15 protein-coding genes are annotated in these 20,357 nt (G+C 61.9%); 12 read left to right on the forward strand and 3 right to left on the reverse strand.

What is annotated here, in order from left to right; genetic code table 11:
- Nucleotides 1–76: 76 nt before the first annotated feature.
- From DDD64_RS01535 to DDD64_RS01555, 5 genes are all read left to right on the forward strand, one after another.
- The gene (locus DDD64_RS01535; RefSeq protein WP_126134705.1) at nucleotides 77–1,744 is read left to right on the forward strand and encodes an NAD(P)H-hydrate dehydratase; all 1,668 of its coding nucleotides are present in this window, start codon (nucleotides 77–79) and stop codon (nucleotides 1,742–1,744) included.
- 68 nt (nucleotides 1,745–1,812) lie between these two features.
- Nucleotides 1,813–3,006, forward strand: a complete 1,194-nt coding sequence (gene alr, locus DDD64_RS01540) for an alanine racemase (protein WP_126134706.1) — start codon at nucleotides 1,813–1,815, stop codon at nucleotides 3,004–3,006.
- 92 nt (nucleotides 3,007–3,098) lie between these two features.
- Nucleotides 3,099–3,626: a tRNA (adenosine(37)-N6)-threonylcarbamoyltransferase complex ATPase subunit type 1 TsaE gene (gene tsaE / locus DDD64_RS01545; protein ID WP_274733314.1), complete on the forward strand. Its 528-nt coding sequence runs from the start codon at nucleotides 3,099–3,101 to the stop codon at nucleotides 3,624–3,626.
- Nucleotides 3,623–4,393 carry a tRNA (adenosine(37)-N6)-threonylcarbamoyltransferase complex dimerization subunit type 1 TsaB gene (gene tsaB / locus DDD64_RS01550; protein WP_126134707.1) on the forward strand — a complete coding sequence of 257 codons (771 nt, stop codon included), beginning with the start codon at nucleotides 3,623–3,625 and terminating at the stop codon, nucleotides 4,391–4,393. The genes tsaE and tsaB overlap by 4 nt, the downstream gene beginning before the upstream one ends.
- 9 nt (nucleotides 4,394–4,402) lie before the next feature.
- Nucleotides 4,403–5,020, forward strand: a complete 618-nt coding sequence (locus tag DDD64_RS01555; RefSeq protein ID WP_126134708.1) for a GNAT family N-acetyltransferase — start codon at nucleotides 4,403–4,405, stop codon at nucleotides 5,018–5,020.
- 120 nt (nucleotides 5,021–5,140) lie between these two features.
- Here the strand turns inward: DDD64_RS01555 and DDD64_RS01560 are convergent, their stop codons facing one another.
- Nucleotides 5,141–5,452: a hypothetical protein gene (locus DDD64_RS01560; protein ID WP_241227331.1), complete on the reverse strand. Its 312-nt coding sequence runs from the start codon at nucleotides 5,450–5,452 to the stop codon at nucleotides 5,141–5,143.
- 542 nt (nucleotides 5,453–5,994) lie between these two features.
- On the opposite strand from DDD64_RS01560, the gene tsaD reads away from it, so the two are divergent.
- Nucleotides 5,995–7,065, forward strand: coding sequence for a tRNA (adenosine(37)-N6)-threonylcarbamoyltransferase complex transferase subunit TsaD (tsaD, locus tag DDD64_RS01570; protein ID WP_126134709.1), 1,071 nt, complete (start codon nucleotides 5,995–5,997; stop codon nucleotides 7,063–7,065).
- Between the two features lie 4 nt (nucleotides 7,066–7,069).
- Here tsaD and DDD64_RS01575 read toward each other — a convergent pair whose 3' ends face one another.
- Nucleotides 7,070–8,320, reverse strand: a complete 1,251-nt coding sequence (locus DDD64_RS01575) for a class I SAM-dependent methyltransferase (RefSeq protein ID WP_126134710.1) — start codon at nucleotides 8,318–8,320, stop codon at nucleotides 7,070–7,072.
- Nucleotides 8,321–8,413: 93 nt separating this feature from the next.
- On the opposite strand from DDD64_RS01575, the gene DDD64_RS01580 reads away from it, so the two are divergent.
- From DDD64_RS01580 to DDD64_RS01595, 4 genes are all read left to right on the forward strand, one after another.
- Nucleotides 8,414–9,244, forward strand: coding sequence for an aldo/keto reductase (locus DDD64_RS01580; protein WP_126134711.1), 831 nt, complete (start codon nucleotides 8,414–8,416; stop codon nucleotides 9,242–9,244).
- A 195-nt stretch (nucleotides 9,245–9,439) separates the two neighbouring features.
- A complete protein-coding gene (gene groES / locus DDD64_RS01585) occupies nucleotides 9,440–9,736 on the forward strand; it encodes a co-chaperone GroES (protein WP_016443059.1) in 297 nt (98 codons plus the stop codon).
- Nucleotides 9,737–9,890: 154 nt separating this feature from the next.
- A complete protein-coding gene (locus tag DDD64_RS01590) occupies nucleotides 9,891–10,925 on the forward strand; it encodes a virulence RhuM family protein (protein WP_126134770.1) in 1,035 nt (344 codons plus the stop codon).
- Between the two features lie 232 nt (nucleotides 10,926–11,157).
- Nucleotides 11,158–11,862 (forward strand): hypothetical protein, encoded by a 705-nt coding sequence (locus DDD64_RS01595; protein ID WP_126134712.1) that lies wholly within the window; start codon nucleotides 11,158–11,160, stop codon nucleotides 11,860–11,862.
- A 290-nt stretch (nucleotides 11,863–12,152) separates the two neighbouring features.
- Here the strand turns inward: DDD64_RS01595 and DDD64_RS01600 are convergent, their stop codons facing one another.
- Nucleotides 12,153–15,041: a LamG-like jellyroll fold domain-containing protein gene (locus tag DDD64_RS01600; RefSeq protein WP_164545870.1), complete on the reverse strand. Its 2,889-nt coding sequence runs from the start codon at nucleotides 15,039–15,041 to the stop codon at nucleotides 12,153–12,155.
- 421 nt (nucleotides 15,042–15,462) lie between these two features.
- Here DDD64_RS01600 and glmS point away from each other — a divergent pair, with 421 nt between their 5' ends.
- Nucleotides 15,463–17,409 carry a glutamine--fructose-6-phosphate transaminase (isomerizing) gene (glmS, locus tag DDD64_RS01605; RefSeq protein WP_126134714.1) on the forward strand — a complete coding sequence of 649 codons (1,947 nt, stop codon included), beginning with the start codon at nucleotides 15,463–15,465 and terminating at the stop codon, nucleotides 17,407–17,409.
- Nucleotides 17,410–17,583: 174 nt separating this feature from the next.
- A complete protein-coding gene (locus DDD64_RS01610; RefSeq protein WP_126134715.1) occupies nucleotides 17,584–20,241 on the forward strand; it encodes a 5'-nucleotidase C-terminal domain-containing protein in 2,658 nt (885 codons plus the stop codon).
- Nucleotides 20,242–20,357 lie beyond the last annotated feature (116 nt).

The following is a 20,357-nucleotide window of genomic DNA, read 5'->3' on the forward strand; positions in this document are numbered from 1 at the left end:
CCGGTTGCGCGCCCCGTTTCGGCGGCCCGGCTGCGCGACCCGGTTCCGGGGGCGCTGCGCGCGTTACGATACCAGTATGTTGCGTACCTATGATGCCGCGACCGTGCGAGCCGCGGAAGAACCACTGCTGGCGGCCGGTGAGCCGCTTATGGCGCGGGCGGCCCGGGCGCTCGCGAATGCAATTATCTGGGAGTTGCGCAGGCGTTCCATCCGTGTGAGCGGGACCCGCATCGCTATTTTCGCCGGGGCGGGTAATAACGGTGGGGATGCCCTCTACGCTGGCGCGTATCTGGCGCGGCGCGGGGCAGCCGTGGTGGCGGTGGCGCCGCTGGCGGCGTATCACCGGGAGGGAGCGGCGGCTCTCGAGCGGGCCGGCGGGAGCCTCATCCGGGAGGCGAGCGCGGCGCAGGCGGTGGGCGTTGCGCGGCGCAGCGCTGTCTGGGTAGACGGCTTGCTCGGCATCGGGGCGCGCGGGGCGGCCCGCGAACCCCTGGCATCGGTGCTGCGCGCGCTGGAGACCGAGCGTCTGGCCAGCCCGGTGGAGCCGCTCGTGGTGGCGGTGGATACTCCCTCGGGTATCGGGGTGGACGACGGCGCCCTCCCCGGCCCGTACCTCTCCGCCCACCTCACCGTAACCATGGGGGCGGCCAAAGCAGGTTTGGTGCTGGAGCCGGCGCGGCGGGCTGCGGGGCGCGTCGAGGTGGTGGAGCTCGGTTTCGGCCCGTACCTGGGCGAGCCGGCCGTACTGCAACTGGGCGATGCCGATGTGGCGGACCTGTGGCGGGTACCGGGCGCGGATGACCACAAATACACCCGCGGCGTGGTGGGAGTTGTGGCCGGTTCCGTGCAGTATCCGGGTGCGGGGTTATTAACGACGACGGCGGCGCTGGCAGCGGGACCCGGGATGGTACGGTACCTCGGCGAGAGTGCGGTAGCGGAGCTGGTCATCGCCGAGCATCCGGAAGTGGTGGCTGCTGCGGGGCAGATCCAGGCTCTCACGGTTGGTTCGGGTGATCCTCCGGGGGCGCCGGCCCTGCTGCGGGCGGCATTGAAAAATGAATCCCCGGTGGTGGTGGATGCCGGGGCTCTGCCCGAGCTTGGCCATATGGTGTGGCGTGAGGGCAAGGAGCTCGGCGAACACGTGGTGCTCACTCCGCACGCCGGGGAAGCGGCCACGCTGGCCGCTCAACTGGATCTTCGTAGCGCGGATGGCACTCCTTTCAGCCGCGCGGTGATTGAATCATGCCCGGTGGCGGCGGCGCGGGCGCTCGCGGCCCGAATGGGAGCGACGGTGGTGCTCAAGGGCGCCGTTGATGTGGTGGCCAGCCCGAGCGGAGCGTGTTATGCCCAGGGTGGGGCGCCCGGGTGGCGCGCCGTGGCCGGAGCCGGAGATGTTCTAGCCGGGCTGATCGGTGCCCTGCTCGCGCAGTACGTTGGGAGTGAACAGCATGCTGGGTTTGCGCAGCACGCGGAACCCACCGGTGCTGCTCCCGACGGGCCCGGTGCTGTTCCCGACGGGCCCGGGGCGAGCGCCCTTGCCCCCGGGGCAGCTGCCCGCATTGCGGCCGCCGCCCTGCATGTGCATGCCCGCGCCGCCGCGCTCGCGGCCGGAACTCCTTTCGGGGCGGTGGGTACCAGCGCTCTCGGAGAAGCCGCGCCGCTGCCGGGCCGGCCCATCACCGCAGCTCAGATTGCCGCGCGCATTCCGGAGGTCATCGGCCAGATCCTGGCCGGCGGCGCGTAGAATACAGGCACATCCGCGCCCCGCACCTTTCCACCCCGGCCCGTTCCGCTCTCCAACAGGAAGAACACATGCTTAGCCTTGATCCCGCAGTTTTCACCTCCCGAGCTACCATCAGCCTGGGTGCGCTCGAACAGAACCTCACCCGGGTACGGGCTCATCTCACGGGCCAGAAAATCATGGCGGTTATTAAAGGAGATGCGTACGGCCACGGGTTGCTTCCCGCCGCGCGCGCCTTCGCGCGCGCGGGAGCGGACTACCTCGGGGTTGCCCAGCTTGCCGAAGCACTCGAGCTGGTGCGGGAATGGGGGGAGCTACCCGCGGAAGGTGAAGCGCTGGCCGGCCACCCGACCCTGCCCCCGGTTTTCTCATGGATCTATACCCCCGATAGCGACCTCACCCCCGCGCTGAAAGCCGGAATTGAACTCTCGGTGGGGGATACCTGGATGATCGAGGCGGTGGCGCGGGCAGCTGCGGCTACCGGCCGCACGGCGCGGGTCCACTTGAGTGTGGATAGCGGGATGAGCCGCGAAGGTTTCAACGTGGAGGATATCCCGGCGGCAGCGCAGCTGCTGGCCGGCCACGAACAAGCCGGCCGCCTCAAGGTTGTTGGCATCTGGAGTCACCTGGCCTGCGCGGACGACCCGGAAAGCGATGCCACCGCCAGCCAGATCACCGCTTTCGACGAAGCCCGCCGCTTCGCCGCAAGCGCCGGCCTGGCCCCGCGCCTGGCTCACCTGGCCGCCTCCAGCGGGGTCCTCTGGCACCCGGGAGCCCGCTACGATATGGTGCGCCCCGGCATTATTCTTTACGGCCTCAGCCCCGAACCGCGCCGCACCCTGGCCTCCGACCTCGGGCTGCGCCCCGCCATGCGCCTGGAATCTGAGCTGCTTACCACCCGCCAGCTCTCCCACCGCGCCGGCGTTTCCTACGGGCACACGGCCGTTGTTGAGGACGGGGCCGTGCTCGGCGTCGTACCGCTGGGATACGCCGATGGTGTTCCGCGGGCACTATCAAATAAGGGCTATGTCACGGTCGGGGAGGGGGCCGCCGCCCAGCGCGCGCCCATGACCGGGCGGGTATGCATGGATCAGTTTGTGGTACGCCTGGACGGGCCGCTGCCGGCCGGCACCCCGGTGGTGCTGTTCGGGGATCCGGCCCGTGGGGAAGTGAGCGCCGCGCAATGGGCGCTGGCCGGCGGCACGATTTCTTATGAGATTATTACCAGGGTTGCGGCCCGGGTCCCGCGCGTCTACGTGAAATAGGTACGCGCCCGAGGAATAAGCGCGTTACTTGCGGTGCCCTGTGGCTTAGGGTGGCCTACGCCCGCGGCTGCGAAGCGACGTAGAATAGCACGGTGACTGAGAAGATCCTTATTGCGGACGCCGATGCGATGCACGCGGTGGGCCGTGCCCTCGGAAAGCTCCTGCGCGGCGGCGACCTCATCATGCTCAACGGGCCGCTGGGCGCCGGGAAAACCACAATGACCCGCGGGATCGCGGAAGGGATGAACGTGGGCGGGCGCGTAACTTCCCCAACCTTCGTTATTGCTAATGTGCACCGCGCGCGGGCGGGCGGTCCCGACCTCGTCCACGTGGATGCTTACCGCCTCACCTCCCTGGAAGAACTGGACGCCCTGGACCTGGATTCCTCCCTGGAAGAATCCGCCACCGTGGTGGAATGGGGCGAGGGCAAAACTGAAGTCCTCACCAATGACCGCCTCGATATAGATATTGATCGGCCCGTTGGCTCGGAAGCGGGTAGCGATGTGCTTGACCTGTACGTTGATTCGCCGCGCACCCTCACGCTGCGTGCCTCCGGCCCGCGTTCGCGCCAGCTCGCTGCCGACTTGCTCGCCTCGTACCACCAGGAGAATGCTTCATGAATATTTTGACCATTGATACCAGCGATCTGTCCGTGGTGGGCCTGGTTCGTGTGGATCGTTTCGGGAACGACGGCGCCACCGGGAACATCGCCACCTTGGCCCGTGAAGTTTCTGCGGATTCGCGCCACCATGCGGAAACCCTCACCCCGATGGTTGCCGCAGTGCTGAAGGCAGCCGGGGTGGAACGCGCGGACGCTATCGTGGCGGGAACCGGGCCCGGAGCATTTACCGGCTTGCGCGCCGGCCTCGTGACTGCCCGTACTCTTGCCTTTGCCTGGGATGTTCCGCTATACGGCGTCTCATCTCTGGAAGTGCGGGCCCTGGGCGCGCTGCGCGAGGGTGCTGCCCGTGCCCTCGCGGTGATTGATGCCCGGCGTAAGGAACTCTACGTGTTGGCAGCCGAAGCGGTCGCGGGTGCTCCGGAAGCGGGTGCTGGCGCAGTGTCTGGTGCGACCTCGGAGGCGGCTGCCTGCGGTAACGCACTCAGTGGCGCGCTGCGCGTGGTGGACGGCCCCCGGATTATCCGCCCGGCCGAGGTGCCGGAATTGCGCGGCGAACATACTAGCGTCGTCGTTTCCCATGAGGATATGTATCCGGAACTGAGCGGGGCGCACGTGGTGGAATGCGAACCGGAGCTCATGGTGGCGCGCGCGGCGGCGAAGCTTGCCGCGGGTGAGGTGCTCGATACCGAACCGCAGTATTTGCGGCGCCCCGATATCGCGCAGGGGGTGGCCCAGCCGGCGGGCAGCGGTTACCTGGGCAGCTAGGCGCGGACGATGACGGCCAATATGCCGCGGCATTGGCGCGATGTGCCGGTGCGGCGGGTGGTAGCTGATGCGAGCTGGGCGCGCGACCTGGCGCGTTTCGATGCGGCGCAATTTGGAACGCGAGAAGCCTGGCCGCGTGGAGCCTGGGAACAGGCGCTGCGGGCCAGCAGTGAAGTGTATCTGCTCTACACGGTGGAGCCTCCGCGGGAGTTAGCTGAGGCGTGCAATTCCGTTCCTTCCATTAATGCGCTAGATGATATTCATCCTCCTATCCTGGCAGCCGGTGGGGTGAGCCTAGGGGTGGAATCCGAAATTCTCACCCTCGCGGTCGCGGTCGCGGAGGCGGTGCGCGGGCAGGGCCTGGGCGGCGCGCTCTTGGATGACCTCATGACGCTCGCGCGTGATGCCGGTGGGGAAACCATGTTCCTGGAAGTGCGTTCGGAGGACCCGATTGCCACCGGGCTCTACGCTTCGCGCGGCTTTATCGCGGTGGGCCGGCGCCCGGGCTACTACCACGGGGCGGATGCCACGATTATGCGGTGCGCGCTGCGCGGCCATGCAGAAACCGGTGTTGGTGAGCAAGCCGGCGGCGGTGAGAGCGCGGCCCCCGATGCCGGTGAGGAATGAGCACTAACTGAGCAAACTCTGAGTTAGCTCGTTGCGGCGTGGTGGGATTCGTATTGGCGTATAATCCTGGGCTTTTATCGCGCCAGAGGACTGAATTCCTGACGCAACCGCAGGGGAGGATCACCCTTCGAGAGCTTGTAGAACACTGGCACGGTTATCGCGCACAACGGCTTTCAGCTGGATCTCCTCCCACTTCTGCATGCCTTGCTGGAGTGCTGCGCGAGCTTGTGGTGTGCATTGGACCCCGAATTCGTCGATAACGAAAAGGAGGATTTCTTCCAAGCAGGGCCGGAATCTACGCCCGCCTACCGGGAAGTGAACATCGGAAATACGGGGAGTGCGGGCTTCGTTCTTGGTGCGTCGGCGTGAGCGGCGGGAGTGGTGGCCGCCCAGGAGCAAAGCATGTGTCCATTCATCACGATGGGCATGCACTTGGACATGCGCGCAGGGAATATGTGAGCGTGGTGAGCGAATATAGTCCCAACGCGCCAAAGGCTCTTTTCCGTCCTTCCCACGGATCACCGAGAACGTTGACCATTAGCACACTCATCCAAGTGTACGTTCACCACGGTAATACTCCTCGAAGCGGTCTAGACCTTCCATCTCAATGTAGGCGTGAGTTTCTTTTGGACCGAGCTGGTAGTTATCGGCCCGGCGGTCGAATTCTTCCCGGGTCATTCTGACCTCCCGCAAGATTTCTTCCTTGCGCTCGAGAACCTCCTCTAGTGAATTGTAAACACGGTCCGGAAAATACAAACGGTCCGGCTGCGCAGTCATATCTGTCACTCCCTTGCTCCCATAGTTCCGGGTGGTTATCCCCGTCCTTCTTCGCCATTCTCGCATGGCATAGAGACACAAAAAAGAGCTAGCTATTTCCCTGTGGAAAAGGGCAGCGCTTGGCGATTTTGTGGATAACTTCTCGCCCATTGCTACCACCGACGCAGGTGAGAGCGTGGCCCCGATGCCGGTGAGGAATGAGCGTTAAAGGAGTAAGATTGGCGGGCGTGAGTACAACAGTTTTGGGAATCGAAACCTCGTGCGATGAAACGGGGATCGGCATCGTACGTGACGGCGAGCTGCTGGCGGATGTCACCGCCACCTCAATGGATGAATATGCCCGTTACGGCGGCATTATTCCCGAGATTGCTTCGCGTGCTCACCTCCAGCAAATGGTCCCCACCTTGAATGCCGCCTTGGAGAAAGCCGGTGTGGGGCTGCGCGACCTGGATGCCATTGCGGTGACCGCCGGCCCGGGGCTTATCGGATCGCTCACCGTAGGGGTATCCGCGGCGAAATCCCTGGCCTTGGCTCTGGACATTCCGCTGTACGGAGTTAATCATATTATCGGGCACCTGGCGGTGGACCAGCTGGCCAGCGGGCCTTTCCCGGAGAGCTTTATCGGCCTGGTTGTTTCCGGTGGGCATTCGTCGATTCTGCACGTGCGTGATATTGCCGGGGATGTCACCGAGCTGGGTGGCACGCTGGATGATGCCGCCGGCGAAGCTTTCGATAAAGTGGGGCGCCTCCTCGGCCTGCCCTACCCGGGCGGCCCGCATATTGACCGACTCTCGCGTACCGGTAACCGCGATGCCATCCGTTTCCCGCGCGGCCTGGAAGGCGGGAAGAACAAAGCCCGCCACCGTTATGATTTCTCCTTCTCCGGCCTGAAAACCGCGGTGGCTCGCTATATCGAGGGCCTGGAGGAACGCGGCGAAGAGGTCAATGTCCCCGATATTGCCGCTGGATTCACCGAAGCGATTACCGATACCCTCACCGATAAAGCCCTGCGCGCCTGCGAAGATAAAGGCTGTGACACCCTGGTGGTGGGCGGGGGATTCTCCGCAAATTCCCGGCTGCGGGAACTGGCCGCCCAGCGCGGCGCCGAACGCGGGATCACCGTGCGTATCCCGGCACTGCGCTACTGCACCGATAATGGCGCCATGATTGCGGCCCTCGGTTACAGCGTGGCGGTGAGCGGACGGGCGCCGTCGGCTCTCGATATTACGGTGGACACGAATATGCCCCTCGATCTGGTAGCTTTTTAAGCTTCTACCACCCTTCGCGTTCGGCCACGATAGCGCGGTGCTCGCCGAGGATCCGGGTGAGGATCACCGTGGCCTCGGCATCCCCGGCGTTCTTGTGCAGCTTGAGTTGTTTGCGGAAGATCGCCGGGTCAATATCGGTTCCGCGTTTTTTGATTTCTGCCCGCACCACGCCGCGTTTGCGCAGCTCGGCAGCTACGGTTTTAGCGTGCAGCGGGAGTACGTCGAGTATTTTGAAACGGGCGAGGAGCGGAGAGGCGACGGCGTCGCCACTTAGATACGCGAGCCCGGGCGAAATCGGAGCTAAATCAAAATCGCTACACACCTGGTCGAGGCCGCCGGCGCGCATGAGCGCCGGATCCGGCTCATACAGGTAGGCATCCAGGGGACGGGCCGGCAGGGGAGCGGCGGACTGGCTCGGATCCCCGCGCCAGGTGCGGTAGTAGCCGACCAAGTTCCCGGGAGCGGGGCTGGTGGAAGTGGCGGACGTGGTGCCGCGGTGCTGCCCGGCCTTTTCGGTGAGGATCGTGGCGCCGCGCCCCGGATCGCGCGTACCAAACCACGCCACCGCCTCCACGAGGTCTCCGTCCACGCTCACCCAATCGACAAACGCATCGGCGGGCAAATCCGCGTAGCGAATCCCGGGCCCGAGCTTAATCCCGGTCACCCGGAACTCCCGCGCGAGCGCAATGGCATCGCTGAGGGCCGGCTGCCAGTGCTCCGGGTACGGAATGCGCTTCCCCCGCGCATCGCGCCGCGCCGGATCTAACCACAGTCCCTCGCGGTTGTCGTACTGCTCCAGCAGGGCGTACCCGTCTGTTGGTACGACGGCACAGCCGGCATTAGCCTGCGCGAAATGAGCGGTGACCGGGTCGCGCTCCACTCCCAGGGCGGTCAGGCCGCCGTCCACAAAGGCTTGGCAATCCGCCCCGATCCCGCACCCGAAATCGAGCACGGAGGTGACCCCGGCACGCTGGAAGACCGAGGCGTGCTGGCGGGCCACGCTGGCGCGGGTGGATTGCTGGAGGCCGGCGTCGGTGAAGAACATGTGCGCGGCACGTTCCCCGAATTTTGCGCGGGCGGCATCGCGCAAGCGGGTCTGGGTGAGAACAGCGGAGCTTTGCGCGGGGCTGAGGCCGCGTTCACGCAGCTCAGCGGAAAGTTTGAAAGCGTCGGCCACGTTGTGAGCCGGCATGGTGGCGAGGAGGGCCTGCCCGGCGGGGGAGGTGAGCCAGTGGGCGACGTCGAGCTGTTCCACGCTCCTAGCCTAGCGTGCCCGGAGAGGTGGAACCTAACGTGCTTGGGAGGTGAAACCTGGCGAGGTCGGCCCACACCTGGCACACTATGTGATATGGCTAATATTCCGACAGTAACATTGAACGACGGACACACCATTCCGCAGCTCGGCTTCGGCGTTTTCCTGGTGGAGCAGAAAGACGCGGAGCGCGTGGTGAGCGAGGCGCTGGCCACCGGGTATCGGCATATTGACACCGCAGCCATTTACGGAAATGAAGCTGAGGTGGGGCGCGCGATTGCGGCCTCCGGTATCCCGCGCGAGGAGCTGTTTATCACCACGAAGCTGTGGAATGACCGGCAGGCCGATGCTCCGGCCGCGCTGGCGCAATCCCTGGAGAAACTCGGGCTTGATTACGTGGATCTGTATCTCATTCACTGGCCGGCACCCCAGCAGGGGTTGTACGGGGAGGCATGGAAAGATCTGGTGAGCTTCCGGGAGTCCGGGTTGGTCCGTTCGGTGGGCGTATCCAATTTCCAACCTGCGCATCTCAATCACATCCTGGCCGACGGCGGCGTCGTACCGGCCGTGAACCAAGTTGAGCTGCACCCGCGTTTCCAGCAACGCGACGTTTCCCAGTATTGCGCCGCGCGCGATATCAAGATCGAGGCATGGGGGCCGCTGGGGCAGTCCAAGTACGGGCTTGATGAGCTGGGGCCGATTGCGGCCGCGGCTCGCGCGTACGGGAAAACGGCCGCGCAGGTGACGCTGCGCTGGCATCTGCAAAGCGGGCATATTGTTTTCCCGAAAACTACCCACCGGGCGCGTATGGAGGAGAATATCGATATCTTCGATTTTGAGCTCAGTGCCGCGCACATGCAGGCGATTGCCGGGCTGGATGCCGGGGAAGCCGGGCGGGTGAGCTCTCACCCTGATGAGGTGAACTAAGCGCGCGTGCGAGAAACTTCGCTTTTCGCAAATCCTTAGCACTCACCTTGACTGAGTGCTAAGTGCGGCTTACCTTTAATAGCGGACGTAGTTCATGCTACGGCTTGTGCTTAGTGCGGGCCCGGCCCCCGCGACGGCGGGTCCCGGTTCTGAGCGCGTTTGTAGTGCACGAGTTGAGAAGTAAGGAGGAGCCGCATGTCGGTCTCCATTAAGCCGCTTGAGGATCGCGTTGTTATCCGCCAGGCAGAAGCAGAAACGACCACCGCTTCCGGTCTGATCGTTCCCGATACCGCTTCGGAAAAGCCCCAGGAGGGCACCGTGCTGGCGGTGGGCCCGGGTCGTATTGATGACAAGGGCAACCGCGTCCCCATGGATGTCAAGGTGGGGGACGTTGTGGTGTACTCCCGCTACGGTGGCACCGAAGTCAAGTACGGCGGGGATGAATTCATCATCCTTTCCGCGCGTGACGTGCTCGCCGTGGTGGAAAAGTAACATCACCTAGGCAGCGCCGTTTTTGCGGCAACTAGTAGCGCCGCGATTCGGCGGCAGCGTAGTACGTGGTGGGGCTGGCTCGTTTGGGCCGGCCCCACCACGTTTTTGCATACACTTGTGTTCAACATGTTGCATAAACGTTCTACGGGGTGTGATGGATAGCGTTCCAAATGAAGAAGGATTCGATGCTCAGGCGGATGCTGGGCAGGTGTTGATCTACCGCAACCCTGATAGCGCTGCTGATATTGAGGTGCGCCTTGAAGGGGAAACAGTCTGGTTGACTCAAGCACAGATGGCAGAGTTGTTTCAGTCCTCGAAATCCAATCTCAGTGAGCACATCAAGCATATTTTCGAAGAAGGTGAACTGGACGAAGAATCAGTTGTTCGGAAATTCCGAACAACTGCCGCTGACGGTAAACGCTACCTGGTCGCCCACTACAACCTCGACATGATTATTTCGTTGGGTTACCGGGTGAAATCCAAGACGGCAACCCAGTTTCGCAGGTGGGCAACTGAGCGGCTGAAAGAGTATCTGGTCAAGGGCTTTGTTCTTGATGATCAGCGGTTGAAAAACTTTGGTGGTGGCGCCTACTGGCGTGAGCTGCTGGAGCGCATTCGGGACATTCGCTCGTCAGAAAAGGTGATGTACCGGCAAGTGCTTGACCTGTATGCCACGAGTGTTGATTATGACCCGCGTAGTGCTGAGTCAGTTGCGTTTTTTAAAATGGTGCAAAACAAACTCCATTACGCTGTGCATGGGCACACTGCTGCTGAGGTGATCTATGAACGTGCTGATGCCACTCAGCCGTTCATGGGGCTAACTACGTTCAAAGGTGACTTGCCGGTATTATCCGAGGTCAAAATCGCGAAGAATTACCTGAGTGAAGATGAGCTTAAAATCTTGAACAGGTTGGTGTCGGGTTATTTTGATTTCGCTGAAGTCCAGGCAATGAGCCACAATCCGATGCGTATGGCCGACTATGTCGAGCATCTCGACAAACTTTTGGCCGCTACCGGCAAACCAGTGCTCTGTGGCGCTGGAAAGATCAGTCACCAGCAAGCCGTGGATAAAGCGATCAGCGAGTACCGCAAATTCCAAACTCAGACTCTATCTCCGGTTGAGAAAGACTATCTTAGAGCGATCAAGGAGATTGAGGGTGAGGCAAAACAAGCCTCCAGGGGCGACTAGCTAATAGCATGTGAAAGAAATGCTGATGTAATGCTTGGAGCCTAAATTGAGGCGCCAATAGGTGGCAGTTTGGTTGTGACGGAACACGGCGAGGAGCAGGCGCAAGTTTTGAATCTGGACAGGGTGCGCATTCCGGACCGTTCGGGCCGTCAAGTGTGCGTCAGGAACAGAAAATTAGCGGAAAACTGTCCGTCGCGCACACTTTGCACATGCGTCGAGTGAAGGGATAGCTATGGTTCGTGTTTCTCCGGATCCGGATTGGACGCCGGTGCCTTTCCGCCAGTCATGGAGCGGGCACCTCATTGTCGGCACGCTGACCGCGATAGGTATCGTGATTGCGCTGGCGCTGAGCAGGTTGTTCCTCTCTCATCAGGTGAATTTTTTCGCTCTGCTGCTCATTGTTGTGCTGAGCACCGTGGCTGTTGAATTTCTTTCGACCATCCCGCACCTGTGGCAACAGCAAAGGTACCATCACCCCCACCCGGGAGGATGGCTTCCTCCGCTGAGCCGGATTGCATTCTTCGCAGGGGTCTATTTTCTTGTCGCGCTCGCACTGACGTGGGACTCTCGGCAGGCACTCATCTGTGGTGGTGTGGCTACCGCGGTCGCGATTATTGAGGTGATCGGGATACGGCAGTGGAAATCCGGCTTGACCATAGCGGAGGAGAGAGAAGCCGCTCTGAAAGCCAAGAAAGCACTTCAGGAACTCATCATAGAAACCCGCATAGAGCGGCGGGAGATAGCTCGGCGCAGAGCGGTCGAGCGCCGCAAGCGGCTCGGTTTACCGGAGGACACCAGTACGATTATTACGGTAAAGCCGGGTGGTTTTGAATTCAGGCCGCACCGCGTTAACTTTATTCCGCCGCGTGCCGAGCCCGACGCCGCGGGGCAGCCTGATGCGCACTCAGATCCGCACTCTCAAGAGGACCGGGGCTAGCTCGACAGTTAATTGCGGTGCAGCTGGGCTCACGGCCAGCCGATCCCAGATCAGCTACGCACAAGTCTCACAGTGCATTCCGGACCGTTCGGGCCGTCAAGTGTGCGTCAGGAACAGAAAATTAGCGGAAAACTGTCAGCCACGTCCACTTTGTTTCTAGCTGAACGTGAGGGAAGGGGAGACCCCGGATAATCCGGGGTCTCCCCTTCCGTTTGTCATGGGTGGGATGCTGGCCGGTGGGCGAGCATCCCGCGGGCGTTAGTTGTTAGCAGGCTGCAAGCAATGCTGTGTTAGCGGCGGAGCATTGGCGTATCTACGCCATCACCATCCCAATCGCCCACGAGCAGCTGGTCGCCGGGATTTCCGTACGCCAGCGCCACATCAGCATTGCCGCTCTTGAGTGAATTTGCTAGGAATACCTGGTTGCCGCGGCGCACCGCGAAGGTATCCACGCCATCGCCATCCCAGTCACCTACCAAGACTCGGTCACCAATCCTTCCAAAGGAGAAACTCACCTCAGCCTTACCACCCGTGAGCGAGTTAGTCACGAAGAACTGATTGCCACGCTGAACCGCGAAGCTGGCCTTCCCATCACCGTCAAAATCACCGCTGACCAAGGTATCGCCGTCGCGCCCGAAGCTCACGGTTGCATCAGCTGCACCCGAACGAATCGAGTTGAGAACGAAGATCTGGTTGCCGCGCCGGACCGCGAAGGTATCCTTACCATCGCCATCCCAGTCACCGACCGCAATAGTGTCATCAGCGCGCCCGAAGGAGATCACCTCATCTGCGATTCCACCAGCGAGGCTGTTCTTGATGTAGATCTGGTTGCCACGGCGGACAGCCAAAGTTTGCTGACCATCACCATTCCAGTCCCCGGCCAGGACTTCGTCACCGGCTCGCCCGTAGGAGAATTCTTGCGGGGCTCCCGCTGAATCCCAATCATTGGACAGGTAGAACGTATTGCCGGTGTTACCCGGTTTTTCCGGAACATCAGTTGCGCTCGGGCTAGGCGCCGGAGTCGAGTCAGGCGCCGGAGTCGGGTCAGGGGACACCGTGGGAGTCGGCTGCACTGTTGGATCCGGCTTTTCTGTAGGAGCTGGCTTCACTGTTGGCGTCGGCTGGGCCGTAGGCGCCGGCGGCACCGGGGGAGTGGGCGTAGCCGAGGGAACGGGCTGTGCCGAAGGTGCCGGTTTCTCGGTAGGCGTCGTCGTTACTGAAGGAACGGGTTTCGGATCGGGTTGCGCAATACCTGCTGATTGCTCAAGCCCAGCCAGGGTGAATTTCGCTTGTTTGATATAGGCCAGATCGGTGCGCACATCGTACCCACGCCCGGACGTTCCCTTCCACGAATGTGAAAAGTCCTTATCCCAGTGGCCGTAGGAATGCATGATAAACGTGCCATCGGGCAGCGTTGTGATGCCCGTGTATCCGGTATCCCCGCCGTAACGGTTATTCGACCAGTCCCGCTCCAGGAGAATGCGATACTGGCCTGCGCGCTGGTTCATCAAATCATCAAAAGTGCCGACCCAGGCCACCCAGTTGCCGGCTTTCCAGTCACTAGCCCCATCGTGGCGCCCGTTCCCGTTGAGGTCGTAGCGGATTTCCCGCATCGGAACCACCACACGGCCCGAAACGGGATCATATGTCGGCTTATGCCGTTCTCCGGCGAGGGAACCGGGAAGCTCGACCGGCTGCGACCACGTCTTCCCCTCATCCTTCGACACAATCATCGTGGGGAGATGGGCGTGGGACTGGCTGCGCGCCAAACCCACGATTTGCTTGCCATCGGGAGAACGGAACATTCCGATCTCACACATCTGATGGGACTTTTCAATATCCCGGTATTCCGCAAGATAAGGAACCGGATCAGACCACTTCTCAACACCGTTCTCGAAGGTCAGGTAGGTCTTGTAATTGACGAAACTGTAGTCGTGGTACACACCCATCCATTTTTGAATCGGCTGACCTGCGTCATCGCGCAGCTGCACCAGTGACGCCATGGCCACAATCGCGGCGTTTGCCTTCCCGTCGTGCTGACGTACCGGGTGGAAATTCTTGTATTCGCTCCACGTCTCGCCATTGTCATCCGAATAGGAGGTATTCCACCCGTAGCGGTTGCCGGCATTATCAACGCCCCAGCCCGGGTTAGCAGTGATGAGCATGAGGCGCTCCGAGCCGTCCTCCCGGATCAGGGAATACAGCGTGGGAGTCTCCTGCGAACCGGTCCACGACTTCGGGGTATCGGTTTTCTCTGTCCAGGTGGCTCCCTGGTCATCCGAGACCATCATAACCAGCGGACCTTTACCGTGCCCGGCCGGGAAAGCGGAAATCAAGCGCCCCGTTTTCGTTTGAACCACATCGGGTTGGCCCAAGTACTGGCGGTTACCACCCGGCTGGCGCATAACGGTGCTCACGTTATCGGCGCTGAGCTTGTATTCGGGGATGGTATTGCGCAGCGGTAGCTGAGCTTGCGCAGGTTCATCTTGATCCGGCTGATCTGGAACCGGATTTCCCGGATCTGGATTTTCTTGGCCGGAATTCTGCGGCCGCTCCTTGTCATAAAGGGCCTTCACATCAGCCGCGCTCAGCGCAGAGGCGTAAACCGCCAGCTCATCAATGGCACCGGTGAAACCCGTTCCACCAATGATGTCCGCTGGGATGAGGGCGCGGTGGTTCTTTGTCCAGGCATTTGTATCAACGGCTTGTCCGTTGACATACATCGTCATGCCAGCGGATTTCGACTGCGTCCACGCGACGTGATACCAGGTGCCACCGGCAAAATCGTATTTGAAGGTGAGAACATCACCGCTTCGCTGACCTACATGGAATCCAGCTTGGCGGCCGGCAGCTAATTTGAGATCAAAAGAAAAATTCTTCTCTTTATCCATGAGGACTGATGAGCGCTCACGCGGCGCCGCATCCGAGCGCACCCAGTAACTCACCGACCACGGGTCGTTCTCACCAATCGAGATCGGCTGGGAAAAGCTCAGGCCCTTACCGTTTTCGACCCGCAGGGCTGTGCCGGATACGCCGGCCACCAGCGGCGCCTGTGCCTGATCTGGATTGCGTTGGCCCGCAGAATCCGCGAGGTCGGTATTGAAGGAGTATTTATGAATCGGGGCTGCTCCCTCGGCCTCCTCCGCCGCGTGCGCGACGAGCGTGCCCCCGGCTGGCAAGGCGAGCAGGAACGCGCTTGCGCATGATATGAATCTATATAACCGTTTCACCAGTCTTCACTTTCGATGGATTGCTATATGTGGAGCACCTCGCATCGGCAGCGCTGTCGATGCTCCCAACTGGGTTGGGTACTCCGTCTACAAGATGACCGGTCCTTGTTGTGAACATTTTAGGAGGTCTACGCCCAGGCGCAAGCGTTTTATGGACTTTAAGTCTGACAACTATTTGTGAGGTGAGCTACATGGCATGTGCGTGTGGGTACTAAGAACCAGGTTTGTACGCGCCTCGTACGCGCTGCAGTGGCGTTGGCGAGCAAGTTTCCGGATGCCCGTAACTAAATTTGTCTGACCTGCGCAAATATGTGGCTTTTAAGGGTGTTGGCTCTTTTCTTGGAGCCACCGGCGCAGTACTTTAACTTCCATGTGCGGAATTGTTGGGTACGCGGGCCCGCGCTCGCGAGCAGAACAGGGAAGAACAAACAGCGGTACACAGCGCGCCCTTCAGGTGGTCCTCGAAGGCTTAGCCCGCCTGGAATACCGCGGCTACGACTCGGCCGGGGTAGCGGTGGCGGGACCGGAAGGCCTGCGTGCGGTCAAGCGTGCCGGGCGCCTCGATAACCTGCGCCACGCCCTTAGCGATACTCCGTTGCCGCCCGCGCAGGTGGCCATCGGGCACACCCGTTGGGCTACCCACGGTTCGCCCTCCGATACCAATGCCCATCCCCATGTCTCTTTTGACGGGCGGGTTGCTATCGTCCACAACGGAATTATCGAAAACTACCGCGAACTCGCCCAGGCGCTCGCGGCGGACGGTATTACTCCCATCTCCGATACCGATTCGGAAATCGCGGCGCATATCCTCGCCCAGCAGCTGGCCGCGGTAGAGGCGACGGCCGCGGTAGATGCGACGGCCGCGGAGTCCATCACCGGCGCCGCAGATTCAGGCTCGGCCCTCTTCCGCGCTATGCTCGCCACCGCGAATATTATTGACGGCTCTTTCACCCTTGTTGCAATCGACCGCGACCGCCCCGATACCGTGGTGGCGGCCCGGCGTAATTCCCCGCTGGTGATCGGCTTGGGAGAGGGGGAGAACTACCTGGGCAGCGATGTGGCCGCTTTTATCTCCGAAACCCAGCGCGCTCTGGAAGTGCCTCAAGATACCGTGGTGGAAATCAGCGCGGATACGGTGCGCCTTCTCGGTTTTGACGGCTCGCCGCGCGCGGGCCGGGAATTCACGGTGGATTGGGACGCCTCGGCAGCGGTCAAGGGCGGATACGCCACTTTCATGGACAAAGAGATCCACGAGCAGCCGCGCGCCGTCGCCGATACGCTACGCGGGCGCGTGGTCAACGATTCTCTTCAATTGGACGAGATGCGCATTAGTGAATCTGTGCTGCGCACCATCGATAAAATTATTGTTATTGCCGCCGGTACCGCTTCTTATGCCGGGCAGGTGGCCCGCTACGCCATTGAGCATTGGTGCCGCATCCCGGTGGAGGTGGAGCTCGCCTCCGAATTCCGCTACCGCGACCCGGTGGTGGGGGAGAAGACCCTCGTCGTCGCTATCTCGCAATCCGGGGAAACGATGGACACGATTATGGCGGTGCGCCACGCGCGCGAGCAGGGCTCGAAAGTCCTTGCCATCGTGAACACGTACGGCTCGACCATCGCGCGCGAATCCGACGCGGTGCTTTACACCCACGCCGGCCCCGAAATCGCGGTGGCTTCCACCAAGGCCTTCGTTGCCCAAATCACCGCCTCCTACCTGCTTGGACTCTACCTGGCTCAGATTCGCGGCAATAAATTCCGCGACGAAATCACCGGCTACCTCGACGAACTCGAACGCATGCCGGCGCGCATGGAAAAAATGCTCGCCCAGGAACCGCAGATCCGCGCCCTGGCCCGCGAGTTCAAGGGCGAAAACTCGGTGCTTTTCCTCGGCCGGCACGTCGGCTTCCCCATCGCGCTCGAAGGCGCCCTCAAACTCAAAGAAATTGCCTACGTGCACGCCGAAGGTTTCGCCGCCGGGGAACTCAAACACGGCCCTATTGCGCTCGTGACCGAAGATCTGCCTATTTTCGTGATCGTCCCGACCCCGCGCCGCCCCGAGCTGCACGCGAAAACGCTCTCGAATCTGCAAGAAGTCCGTTCGCGCGGGGCCCGTACCATTGTGGTTGCGGAGGAGGGCGACGACGCCGTGCGCGATTTCGCCACCTCGGTATTCTGGGCACCCCGCGGCACGCCCACCCTCATGATGCCGCTCGTGACCGTTATCCCCCTGCAGATCTTTGCCTCGGAGATGGCGGCGGTGCGCGGCTATGACGTGGATAAACCGCGCAACCTGGCCAAATCGGTGACGGTCGAATAGCTGGAACGGCGGGTGGCTGGTTGCGCGCCAGCTCCGGCCGGGGCCGGCGCGCTCGCGGCTTCCCACCGGCCCCGGCCACCCGGCGCTCACTTTCCAGTCACATTCACTTGGCCGGGCGTTAACCCGCGCTTCGTAGGGTGGCGGTGTCCTATTTCCCTCGGATGAAGGAACACCATGACCATATTCTCCCTTCGGCGCATGACCGCGTTCGGTGCGGTCGCGGTACTGGGTGCCGGCGTGCTCACCACGCCGGCCCATGCAGCGCCAGCCGATCACGTCACCATTGACATCGCGGCGATCTCCGATTTCCACGGCCATATCGAGAATGCGGCTGCTCTCGATTACCAGATTGATGAGCTGCGCAAGGCCAATCCGAATACTCTCTTCGTGGGCAACGGGGATCTGGTGGGCGGCTCCGCCTACGTTTCTTCGATCGCCAATGACCAGCCCACCCTCGATATTCTCAACGCCATGCAGCTCGACCTTTCCGGGGCGGGCAATCACGAATTCGACCAGGGCGTCAAGGATTTCGAGAACCGCATCGTACCGGCCTCCGAATTCCCGTGGACTTTGGCGAGTGTGGGCGGTATCGATACGGAAAAAATCGCTCCCTACACCGCTAAGACAGTTGGCGGAGTGCGGGTGGCTTTCGTCTCCGGCGTGACTGACGAGCTCAATACCCTGGTGTCTCCCACCGCGATTACCGGCTTGGATATTAAGGATCCCGTCAAGGCTGTGGATGCCCAGGCCGCGCTGCTCAAGGATGGGGACGAAAGCAACGGGGAGGCGGATATCGTCGTCGCCCTGATGCACGCCAATAATGCGGTCGCGGCAACGCTCGGAAGCGATGTGGACGCCGTCGTCGCCGGTCACACGCACCTCGCCGTGGATAGCGTGACCACGCCTTCGGGCGCACCGGTTCTGGAAGTGGGCGAATACGGGCGCATGTACGGCCGTTACACTTTTGTGTACGACGCCGCAGCTAAGAAGCTCGTGAGTGCTCAGGCCGCCAATATTGCGATTGACTACAAGAACCCCGAGGCCCCCAAGTCAGCCGATATTGACAAGATGTACCAGGCTGCCGAAGCGAAAGCCAAGGAATTGGGCGCCCAGCAGATCGGGACCATTGAGGGAATCGCGAACCGTGGCACCAATAACGGGAGCGATACCGGCGCGAACCGCGGGACCGAATCTTCGGCCGGCAATATGATCGCGGAAGCTTTCTACCAGTACTCTCAGGGCATGGAGAAAAAGGCCGATTTCGGCATTATTAACCCGGGCGGGATCCGTGCGGATCTGGACCCCAACGGGGACGGCATCGTCACCCTGGAGGAGTCCTACACGGTGCAGCCGTTCGGGAACTCCTACGCCACCGTGGATCTGACCGAAGCGCAGATCTACACCATGCTCGAACAGCAGTGGAATGATAAGGAAGGCGCCTCGCGGCCCATGCTGCGCCTCGGGCTTTCCTACAATATGCATTACGTTTTCGACGCCGCGGCGGATGCCACCCCGGGCCAGCGCGTCAAGGCCGTCTACATCAACGGTGAGAAGCTGGATCGGGAGGGGAAGAAGGTCTACACCGTGGCCTCCAACCAGTTCATCCTGGCCGGCGGTGACGGCTTCACGGTGCTGGGCGAAGGCAGCAATTACGCCGATACCGGGCTTATCGACAACGATGTATTCAACGCGTTCCTCAAGGCTAACCCCGACTACCAGGTGCGTTACAACCAGACCTCAGTGGGCATCACCGGAGAAGATGTGCTCAAGGCCGGGGAAAGCGCGGAGCTGAGCTTCTCTTCGCTGGCCCATACCTCTACCGAACCCAAGGGTGAGAAAGTCAACGTCTACCTCAACGGGGTGGAAGTTGGTAGCGCGGCGCTGGACACCACCGTCACTCCGGCTCTTGATAACACCGGCCGGGCCACCGTGCAGGTCGCGGTTCCAGCCGATGCCCCCGCGGATTCCGTGCTGCGGGTGGTGGCCGGGCCCACCGATGTGTCCTTCCAGGTGGCTGTTGCTCCCGCCGCGGTAACGCCGGATCCGGGTGCGGGTGAGGAGCCGGGCAAACCGGAACCGACGCAGCCGGGTACGCCGGAGCCCGGAACCCCGAATCCCGCCCCGGAACAGCCGGCAAAGCCGAGTGCTCCGGCAGGTAACCGCTTCATCGCCACCAATAACTGGAACTCGGGGGCCGGCAGCATTGATGCCGCCTACGGGCGTTCCGGGGAAAACTTCATTTACGGTGATTGGGATGGCGACGGCGTGGATAGCCTCGGTGTTGTGCGCGGTAACCAGTTCCTCCTGAGCAATGGTTTTGCCGGGAATGCCACCGAGGTATTTGCTTTCGGGAAGGCCGGTGACCGGGTGCTCGTCGGCGACTGGAACGGGGACGGCAAAGACACCGTAGCCGTGGTGCGTGGAAACACCATTTACGCGGTAGATTCCCTGCGCGGCGGCGTGGCCGACCACGTCTTCACTTTCGGGCGCCACGGGGATACCTACCTGGCCGGCGATTTCAATGGCGACGGCCGCGACGAAGTGGCGGTCCGGCGCGGTAATACTTTCTTCGTGCAGGATTCTCTGGGCGGGGCTGCTTCGACCGTCTTTTCCTTCGGGCGCGCCTCGGATATCGCCCTGGTGGGCGATACTGATGGCGACGGAAAGGACACCATTGCGGTGGTCCGCGGTAACGCCTACTACCTGGCCGGGTCCTTGAGCTCCGGCCCGGCCAGCGCGGTGTACTCCTTCGGTAAGCACACCGATGCGCATCTCCTGGGTGACTGGAATGGCGACGGCGTAGATACTCCGGCCGTCCACCGAGTCCGCTAAGGAGGCGCTCCCACGCTGCTAGCCCGCGGGCTGGCGTGGCTCCTAGGTGAGTCCGCCGGCCTGCGGGCTAGTTGTATATAAGCCGCGGGCACGCTCGTGAACTGGGAGTTTGCAGC

The sequence above is a fragment of the Actinotignum sanguinis genome (assembly GCF_003957255.1).
Lineage (GTDB): Bacteria > Actinomycetota > Actinomycetes > Actinomycetales > Actinomycetaceae > Actinotignum > Actinotignum sanguinis.

Coding starts and splice junctions, on each gene's coding strand:
- DDD64_RS01535 (WP_126134705.1), top strand. CDS start 77: ATGTTGCGTACCTATGATGCCGCGACCGTGCGAGCCGCGGAAGAACCA.
- alr (WP_126134706.1), top strand. CDS start 1,813: ATGCTTAGCCTTGATCCCGCAGTTTTCACCTCCCGAGCTACCATCAGC.
- tsaB (WP_126134707.1), top strand. CDS start 3,623: ATGAATATTTTGACCATTGATACCAGCGATCTGTCCGTGGTGGGCCTG.
- DDD64_RS01555 (WP_126134708.1), top strand. CDS start 4,403: ATGACGGCCAATATGCCGCGGCATTGGCGCGATGTGCCGGTGCGGCGG.
- tsaD (WP_126134709.1), top strand. CDS start 5,995: ATGAGCGTTAAAGGAGTAAGATTGGCGGGCGTGAGTACAACAGTTTTG.
- DDD64_RS01580 (WP_126134711.1), top strand. CDS start 8,414: ATGGCTAATATTCCGACAGTAACATTGAACGACGGACACACCATTCCG.
- groES (WP_016443059.1), top strand. CDS start 9,440: ATGTCGGTCTCCATTAAGCCGCTTGAGGATCGCGTTGTTATCCGCCAG.
- DDD64_RS01590 (WP_126134770.1), top strand. CDS start 9,891: ATGGATAGCGTTCCAAATGAAGAAGGATTCGATGCTCAGGCGGATGCT.
- DDD64_RS01595 (WP_126134712.1), top strand. CDS start 11,158: ATGGTTCGTGTTTCTCCGGATCCGGATTGGACGCCGGTGCCTTTCCGC.
- glmS (WP_126134714.1), top strand. CDS start 15,463: ATGTGCGGAATTGTTGGGTACGCGGGCCCGCGCTCGCGAGCAGAACAG.
- DDD64_RS01610 (WP_126134715.1), top strand. CDS start 17,584: ATGACCATATTCTCCCTTCGGCGCATGACCGCGTTCGGTGCGGTCGCG.